This window comes from Streptomyces sp. sk2.1, from assembly GCF_008120935.1.
Classification (GTDB): domain Bacteria; phylum Actinomycetota; class Actinomycetes; order Streptomycetales; family Streptomycetaceae; genus Streptomyces.
In genome coordinates this window covers 1-8,062 of sequence record NZ_RDBO01000094.1, presented here as the reverse complement: position 1 = coordinate 8,062, position 8,062 = coordinate 1, and the positions used below count along the sequence as shown (strand labels likewise).

The 8,062-nt window shown below is 69.4% G+C and carries 6 protein-coding genes and 3 pseudogenes; 4 read left to right on the top strand and 5 right to left on the bottom strand.

What is annotated here, in order from left to right; all coding sequences use genetic code 11:
• The 3 genes and pseudogenes from EAO76_RS45600 to EAO76_RS40570 form a co-directional block, all read right to left on the bottom strand.
• Positions 1-210: hypothetical protein (locus EAO76_RS45600; protein ID WP_399463665.1), on the bottom strand; the 210-nt coding region annotated here is incomplete at its 3' end.
• A gap of 705 nt (positions 211-915) precedes the next feature.
• A complete protein-coding gene (locus EAO76_RS40575) occupies positions 916-1,371 on the bottom strand; it encodes a hypothetical protein (protein WP_148841258.1) in 456 nt (151 codons plus the stop codon).
• Between the two features lie 172 nt (positions 1,372-1,543).
• Positions 1,544-1,654, bottom strand: a pseudogene (locus tag EAO76_RS40570) (IS5/IS1182 family transposase); the annotation flags it as partial.
• 450 nt (positions 1,655-2,104) lie between these two features.
• On the opposite strand from EAO76_RS40570, the gene EAO76_RS40560 reads away from it, so the two are divergent.
• Positions 2,105-3,811 (top strand): tyrosine-type recombinase/integrase, encoded by a 1,707-nt coding sequence (locus tag EAO76_RS40560; protein WP_262376166.1) that lies wholly within the window; start codon positions 2,105-2,107, stop codon positions 3,809-3,811.
• A gap of 259 nt (positions 3,812-4,070) precedes the next feature.
• Positions 4,071-4,691 (top strand): SMI1/KNR4 family protein, encoded by a 621-nt coding sequence (locus EAO76_RS40555; RefSeq protein WP_148841257.1) that lies wholly within the window; start codon positions 4,071-4,073, stop codon positions 4,689-4,691.
• 15 nt (positions 4,692-4,706) lie between these two features.
• Here the strand turns inward: EAO76_RS40555 and EAO76_RS40550 are convergent.
• Positions 4,707-4,949, bottom strand: a pseudogene (locus EAO76_RS40550) (transposase); the annotation flags it as partial.
• A 1,134-nt stretch (positions 4,950-6,083) separates the two neighbouring features.
• On the opposite strand from EAO76_RS40550, the gene EAO76_RS40545 reads away from it, so the two are divergent.
• A complete protein-coding gene (locus tag EAO76_RS40545) occupies positions 6,084-6,383 on the top strand; it encodes a hypothetical protein (RefSeq protein ID WP_148841256.1) in 300 nt (99 codons plus the stop codon).
• A gap of 666 nt (positions 6,384-7,049) precedes the next feature.
• Positions 7,050-7,451, top strand: a complete 402-nt coding sequence (locus EAO76_RS40540) for a hypothetical protein (protein WP_148841255.1) — start codon at positions 7,050-7,052, stop codon at positions 7,449-7,451.
• Between the two features lie 236 nt (positions 7,452-7,687).
• Here EAO76_RS40540 and EAO76_RS45595 read toward each other — a convergent pair.
• Positions 7,688-8,062, bottom strand: a pseudogene (locus tag EAO76_RS45595) (hypothetical protein); the annotation flags it as partial.

Below are 8,062 nucleotides of genomic sequence, written 5' to 3'. Positions count from 1 at the left end.
CACCGAGCCCCACCCCACCGGCGTCTCGTACGCGTACGACACCCGCAGCGCAGTGTTCCCCGTCTCACGCCGCCACCGCGCCGCAGCCTCCACCCCGCGCCGCCAGTACGCCCCTTCCGGGTCGATCACCCGCAGCCGCACAAAGCTGGCCAGCGCCACCGGATCGCGCGCCTCACCGAACCGCAGCACCGAGCCCGCCGCCGCGCTCACCTGCGGATTCGCCCCGGATTCCTCGGCGCCCCCGTCGCCCTGGCCCTCGTCGACGTCCTCGCCACCCTGCTCCCGGCCGCTGCGGACACGAGGATCGGCCAGCGACTCGATGGTGCCCGCATCGTGCGCCCGCAGGGTGGGAGTTCTCGCTTCCGTGCCCGGGATGGTTCTCAGTCTGGTGTCCGGCCTTGGGTGCCGTGGGCCGGGCCGATCGAGGGTGTTCTATGGGGTGATGAGCAGTGATGGCCCGGCGCTGGTGCTGGACAAGCAGTGAGGATTGCCTGGTCACTGGGTGAGGATTACCGGGTCAGGGAAGTGAGAGCTCCCACTCACAGCGGCGCACAGCGCTTTCAGTGGCGGTGAAGCGCCCTATCCCTCGGCAACGGCTTCCCGACGGGCGCCACGCCCTCCCTCCTCGGTCGCCGCCTCCCGCTGCTCCCGGCCCGAGCTCTGCTCTCAAGACGATTAACGCCTGCCGCCCCGGTACGAGCCGTCCAACGCCCGTACCGGGGCGGAGTCATGTACGGGCACCAGCGGTCCCGAACTTCGTACGCGTCTTTAGAACGTGGCAGTCGTGGCCCAGCATCTTGCCGCTCCTGTCGACGTCCTCGCCACTGAGGGACAACGGACGCACATGGTCCACGTCCACCCCGTCTGCGGGGCCGCGTCGGCGACCCGCTTGGGCGAGTCGCCGGGGGCTGGGCGCTAGCAGGTGAGGGTGACCTCGTGCACGACCGGCTGAGGTGTCCAGGGGAAGGAGGCCACGCCGAACGTGCCGCGGACCGTGGTGCCACAAGGGACGGGGCTCGCCGGGCCGCGCACCTCGAGCGTCGTGGTGGTGAAGACGACAGGCTTGCCCTGCGTGAGGGGCGGGGCGCCGGCGCCCACGACCTCGGCGGACAGCGTGGTGGACAGCTCCTTTGTGGCTGGCGTCGGGCTGCCGGGAGAGGGCGGCCCGGCGAGGCTGACCCTGCCATAGAACTGCACCGCGTTACCGGTGACCTCCGCGCACAGCCGGGTGAGCAGGCCTGCCTGGAGGCCCGAGTTCCCGCAGGTGGTCACGGTCTGGTTGGCGGCGGCCGCGGGGGTCGCGGCGGCCGGGCCGGCGGCCAGAACGGTCAGGCCGGCAACGCCGACCGCGAGAAGGGCTAAGCGGTTCATGGGGACGTGCTCTCCTTAGTGTTTTCGCCGATGCGTGACGGGCCATCAACCCGCCTTCTCATGTGATATTTCACATCACACAAGAAGGGGAGACGATCGCGCCCTGAACTCCTTCCGGCAGAGGGCCAAACTCTCCGCCGCAGTGGTCGGCCCAACGTTCCGTGGTCGAGCAGAGCAAGGCCCAGTCCTCCAACGGCAAGCTCCACGGCCGGCCCTTTCGGACTGCATCTGCACCCTCGCGCCGCAGAACGGTCACCAGCTTGCCGAACTGCCGCGGGCTCAGCCCGGTGAACGGCGCTACCCAGACACCTCACGGCGCCAAGCCGTCAAGTCGGGACAGCGGCAAGACCCTCGCCGTCAACACCTGCCTGCGGGAGCTCGAACCCGGCGAGGACGTCCGCAAGATCACTTTCCGGGCCCGGCCCACGGCTCGTGCGGTGCGCTACGAGCTGTTCACCGCTCTCGACCTTGCCGGTGAACCACCGCGCCACCCAAACGAGTTCGAACGACTGCTGAAGACAGCTCTGGCCGAACGCCCCCGTACCTTTGGCTTTGTTCACGAGAACGGGGTTCTGGCACAGATCTTGGGGAGCGACCGCGGAGGGCCCTTGTCCTGGTCCGCTGCGGTGAACTCGGCCGCAGCTACTGGGGCTGGTCCGACCTGATCGACCGGTCCGGGGCCGAGTTCCGACGTCGGTGGGGCGGTCAGATTGGCCCGAACGCCCGCCCGTTCGTGATCGCCTACGCCTACCTCCTCGGCGGCTTCACCGCGTTCGAGCAGGTCGGACGCTTCCAGCGGCCCACTCTCGCCCACCGAGTCTTCGGCGAGAGCGCGGTCGACGCCGCGGTCGGGAAGGTTCTTGCGGTCCTTGGCGACTGGGGCTACCAGCGCCGTCCCAGCCGGCTCACCTCGGCGGTCTGCCAGATCCTGCTGCTGAACCGCAGTCCCCGACTGGAGGCCCTGTCCACTCCGGCCCTGGACGCGGTCCGCGCGTCGGCGGCCATGCAGGAGAGCGAGTGGGCCAGCGACCTCCACGGGATCCACCGCGCCGTTGCTGCTCTCGGCCACGCCGATCCGCCGCCGCGGCCCCGGCACGGCCCCGGGCCCACGGCGATCGAGGGCACAGCGGGCAGCTGGGCCAACTGGGTTGAGCGCTGGCACGCGACCTCGACGCTGACGTCGGGCGTCCGCAGCAGCTACCGCAGTGTCCTCGCGAAGATCGGACGCTGGCTGGCCGCCGAACATCCAGAGGTCACCGGGCCGGAGCTCTGGACCCGCCAGACCTGCGCGTCCTGGGTCGCCGCGGTCGACCGCATGACGGTCGGCGACTACTCCCAGTGGACGGCGGGCATGCGGTCGCAGGGCCGCATCGGCAAGCCGCTCACCCCGCAGGCGAAGTCCGGCTACTTGAAAGTGCCCCGCGCGTTCTTCCGTGACCTGCACGAATGGGAGTGGATCCCGCAACGGTTCAACCGGGCCCACGCGCTGAGGACGCCCCGCAGCGTCCAGGCCCTCATGGGTCCCGACCCGCGCGTGATCGCGGACGACATCTGGGCCAAGCTGTTGTGGGCCGGGTTGAACGTTGAGTCCGGCGACCTACCGACCGCGGACGGCCGAACCTACCCGGCCGAGCTGATCCGGGCCATCACTCTGACCTGGCTGTTCGCTGGACAGCGCAGCGACGAAGTCGCCCGGCTCCGGGTCGGGTGCATCCGTTGGCAGCACGACGGCCTGCCCATCCCCGGCGACTCCGGCGAGGTCCTGGCCCGGGACGCGGTCTGCCTGCTCGACGTCCCCACCCACAAGACCGGCACCGCGTTCACCAAGCCGGTTGACCCGCTGCTGGGGCAGGCGATCGAGGCCTGGCAGGCTGTCCGCCCCGACCAGCCCGCCATCCTCGACCCGAAGACCAACGAGCGCGTGGACTTCCTGTTCGCCTTCCGCGCTCGCCGCGTCTCCAAGCACTACATCAACGGAGCGATCATCCCGATGCTCTGCCGCAAGGCCGGCGTCCCCACCGCCGACGTCCGCGGCAACATCACCAGCCACCGGGCCCGCTCCATCATCGCCAGCCAGCTCTACAACGCCAAAGAGCCCATGACCCTGTTCGAGCTCCAGGGATGGCTCGGACACCGGACTCCCGAAGCCACCGCCCACTACGCGAAGATCACCCCGAACACGCTCGCCCGGGCCTACAACGACGCCGGCTACTTCGCCCGCAACGTCCGCACCGTCGAAGTCCTCGTCGACCGCGACGCCGTCGCGTCCGGCGCCGCCGCGAACGGCGACCCCTGGCAGTACTACGACCTCGGCCACGGCTGGTGCACTTACACGTTCTTCGAGCAGTGCCAGCACCGCATGGCCTGCGCACGCTGCGACTTCTACACCCCCAAGGCCTCCAGCAAGGGCCAGCTCCTGGAGGCCAAGAAGAACCTGTAGAAGATGCTCGCCGCCATCCCGCTCACCGACGACGAACGCGCCGCCGTAGACGACGGCCAAGCTGCCCTCGACCAGCTGCTTGAGCGGCTTGCCGACGTCCCGACGCCGGCCGGACCCACCCCGCGCGAGCTCGGCCTGCCTCCTGGCGCTGTACCACTACCGTTCCTTGCGATCGACGCGCGGGCCCAAGAGAGCACCCGCCAGCCGTGCTGTCCGCCCAAGCCGCTAGGTTGAGCCAACCGACTGGAAGGGGAGGCCCATGACTGAGCATCCGGATATCGCAGCACTGACCCAGGTCATGGCCCCGACCTTCGGCATTGACGAGGCCCTGGACTGGTCCTCGGTTGAGGAGCGACTGGACTGCCGACTGCCCACCGACTACAAGGCGTTCATGTCGCTATACGGCGGTGGAGGCATCGACGACCTGCTCAGTGTCCTCCTTCCTCTGCATCAGGACGGCATCCAATGGGACCCCGGCGCCATTGAGGACGAGATCTTGGGCGCCCGTTCGACGTGGGAGCACACCCCGGCCCAATGGCGCCCCGACCTCGACCCGGCTCACATCCTCCCCTGGGGCCAGACATCCGGACCTGATCTCCTCTGCTGGCTCACCACTGACCCCAACCCCGACCACTGGCCGGTCCTGGTCTGCGGTCGGCACACCCCCGAGCGCTGGACCCTGTTCGACTGCGGCATGGCCCGATTCCTCTTGCGGATCTTCACCGCTGACCTCGCCACGTGCCCCCTGAGCGACGCCTCGCTCTGGGGCAAGGCCTCTCCAGGATTTGTTCACTGGCGCGAGCAGCAGATCCGATGGAAAGCCGGCCGGGACCCCTTCACTAACGAACCGGACCCCTACGCCGACATGTTCCCCCGCTGAGCACGGCACGGCGGCTTGAGCCGCCGCGGGAACTTGACACCACAGATTCCACAGAAACGGCGGAAAGTCTTTCGGCAGCTGCCGCCAGGCACAGCCGGTCCGCACCACGTAGAAGATCGCGTCCACGATCCGCCGCCGCGGGTGCTTCTCCCGCCGCCCACCCTTCGGACCCACCCGCGCAGGCGGCAGCAACGGCTCCACCAGCGCCCACTGCTCGTTCGCCAAGTCCGACGGATACCCGCCCCCAGAACCACTCACACAGAACTCAACGACCCCGCCAGCCCCACGGCACGGCAGATCTCAAACGCGGTCTCAGGCTTCGCCACCTGGGCTTCCCCACCCAGCGAGGACGCACGGCGGCCATCCGCCACCTCGTCCTCCAGGCCCCGCACCCGTGATCGCCCGCATGCTCGGCTACCACGACGACACCACCGCCCAGCTCGCCGCCGAGGCAGGAGGAACCTGGCGGCACTATGCCCCCGGCGACCACTCACGGTGAACACGAGCCCGGGAGCAGTCACCCTCCGGTTGCACGGATCTCGGCGCGCGTAGGGGCTGCGGTCGACTGGTGGAAAGACGTGCGGCCTCGGCGGCCACCCAATCCAGAAGCACATCTGCCAGATCAGAGAGGGATCTTCCTTCGCCGAGAAGGACGAAGCGGCAGTCGAGATGGTCTCCCGGATTGTGAGGGTTCAGGATGCCGCAGCGAAGACCCGTTCGGTCGATCTGGCCGCCCAAGCAGGTACTGATCATATTGCGCACGGGGTCTACCAGGCTCGTCCACACCAGCAGGCCGTCTGTCCATAGGACGTCGACGGGGAAGTCCACGCAAAAGTCTTCAGGTTCCGGCGCCCCCCTGGGCCAGCTCGTGACGCGGGCCGCCAGGTGCTCGACCACTGGCCGCCAGTCCTCGCCGAACTCCCAGTCCGTGAGGTACTCGTCGAACGTGTTCATCGGGCCAGTGAATCACCGTTGCGTGCGGACTCGCCTGCGCATATATCGACTCCACGCCGCCTATCCCGTTGAGGAGGTCAGCCTGGCAGCGCCGTGAGCAACTGCAGCCGGGAACACCGATCTCGTTGAGGAGCGCGGACAGGTGAGTCAGGGCGGAACGGCCGACCTGCCCGGCGGCAGGGGAAAGAGGCTGAGACTGGCGGCCACTCACAGTGAGCGCAGCCCCCACTGGCGGAGGAATACGCGACTCACGATTGCGCGAGGTCGCCAGTGCTGGACCCCCAGCCGGGGCGAGAACGTGGAACTGCACCTCGGGCTGCGCCTGGACGGCGACTACCACGTGAGGGGGAGAAGGTCACCGCCACCCTCGGCGGGCCCCTCCAGCCGCTCAAGGCCCGCTACAGGAGCAGTGCGCACGGTGCGGGATTCGAGGGCCATGTGTGGGCCGACGGCCCCGACCACTATGTGATCAAGGGCAAGCTCACCTATCACCAGAAGGTCGACGAAATCATCCGCACCGATCATGTGGCGTTCGAGCACGGCTCGGAGAGCGGGAGCTGGTACGGCCAGACTTTCGTCATCCCGGATGGGGGACACACCGCGCAGGGCATCCTGGTCCGCGGGAGCCGCGACGAGGCCGAAGGCGTCATGATCAAGATCGGAGTCACCGACGGCGACTTGAACGCCTTCAGCTACGGCGACACCGTCACCCTCACCCCGCTCCCCCTGACGTACTGACCCGCCGCACCACCCCGGACACGCACGGCCCCGGCCAGGACCACCACATGCCTCCAGCCGGGGCCGCTGCCATGCGTGCCGCACTCCCGTACGACGGACCGCAGGCCGCCCCGGGTTCGGACGGGCCCCTCCCTGCGGCGGGGCTCTCCACTGATGGGCCGCCAGGCCGGTCGACAAACCGGGGCCGCTCCGGCGCCCGGCGCGCCGCCTCACCCAGGCCGCGCGGACGAGAGGCCTGCCCCGGGGCGCCCCGCAGGCGGTCGGGAGGTCCTTGACCGCCTGCGCGACCAGGTCGGCCCGGAGGCCGCGGCCGGCGCGGTTCGGGCGCACGTACCAGGGCAACTTCATTCCGAAGATGTCCAGTCCGAAGGGCTCCAGCATGGCGCCGATGCCCCGCTGCTCGCCGTCGCACGCGGTGTGGGTGCCGGTCCGACCACGGACGAGTCGCCTTTGCCCACCACCTGCAGGAGACCGGCCCGGGGACAGGCGTGAGGCCGGGGACTCCAATCCATAAAAGCTCTCCAAGAAAAAGCGGCTTGTCTTAGAAGTCAACCCTGTCCGGCGCAAATGAGTGGTGCGGGCTTGATTTTCTTGCTTCCGCCCCGGTTTGCGCATTTGAATACGGTCGCTTTCAGGCGCACGGCTTGAATGATCCAAAGGAGAGAAATGTTCAAGGAAATGAGCTCTCGGACCGTCGCTCTTGCCGCACTCGGCGTTGTGCTGGCCGGGACCACGGCCGGGGTCGCCTACGCAGTGGCCGACAACGTCAAAGCCCCGTACGCGCAGGCAGCGGCAACAGTCCAGAGCAACGGGACCATCTCCAACGCCAAGGGGATCGAGTCCGTCAAGCGCATCAACACCGGCGAATACTGCATCAACTTCGCCGACGCCGACCTGAAGGTGTCGAATTCCATCCTTCAGGCCACCGCGAACTCAGCCAACCGAATCCTCCAGGTCACCTGGGGCAGCGGGATCGGATGCGGAAGCGCCCAGAACACCGCCAAGGTCAACGTGTCCAACGAGAACGGCACCAAGGCAGATTCCTGGTTCACGATCTCCGTCCACTAAAAGGGCAGAGAACCACCGCTCCGGCGCAGACCCGAGGAGGCTGCGCCGGAGCGACCTGGTGCCGGGGTTCTGCACAGGACCGTCGACCGCTCGCCCGTTTGTCGACGGCCCGGCCCCGGCCGTGCCGCCGCTTGGTCTGCCGTGCCGCGGTGCCGGTTGCAGGACGGGGGCCGGGCCCAGGGCCGTCCGCCCCGTCCCTCCGGGCCGCCGCTTCACCGCTCCGCGTCGTCGACCACCTACTCCGCGGTCCCGCCCGGCCCCGGCGCCGGCGCCTCACCGCGCTGGGCTGTGTCGTGGTCGACAGCCTGGCCGCGTTCCGTCGCGCCGGCCCTGCCGCCCTGCTGCTGCTCCCGCTGCGCGACGGCCGGCGGCCGGCCGCCCCCGCCCCGCAGCTTCGCGCCGTCGGGTCTGGGCCCGGCCGCCGGCGCGAGGGGGATCCGCGCCCCGGGTTCCCCTCGTGCCGATGTCCCGGCCGCGGCCGGGCCCGCCGCCGTACCGTGGTCGACGACCTCGCGCCCTGGGTTCATGCCGCGTCGACAGCCCGGCGACGGCGCGGCCCGGCCCGGCGGCGCGGCGAGGGGCGGCGGGGCGGCCCGGCTCGACGACGGGGC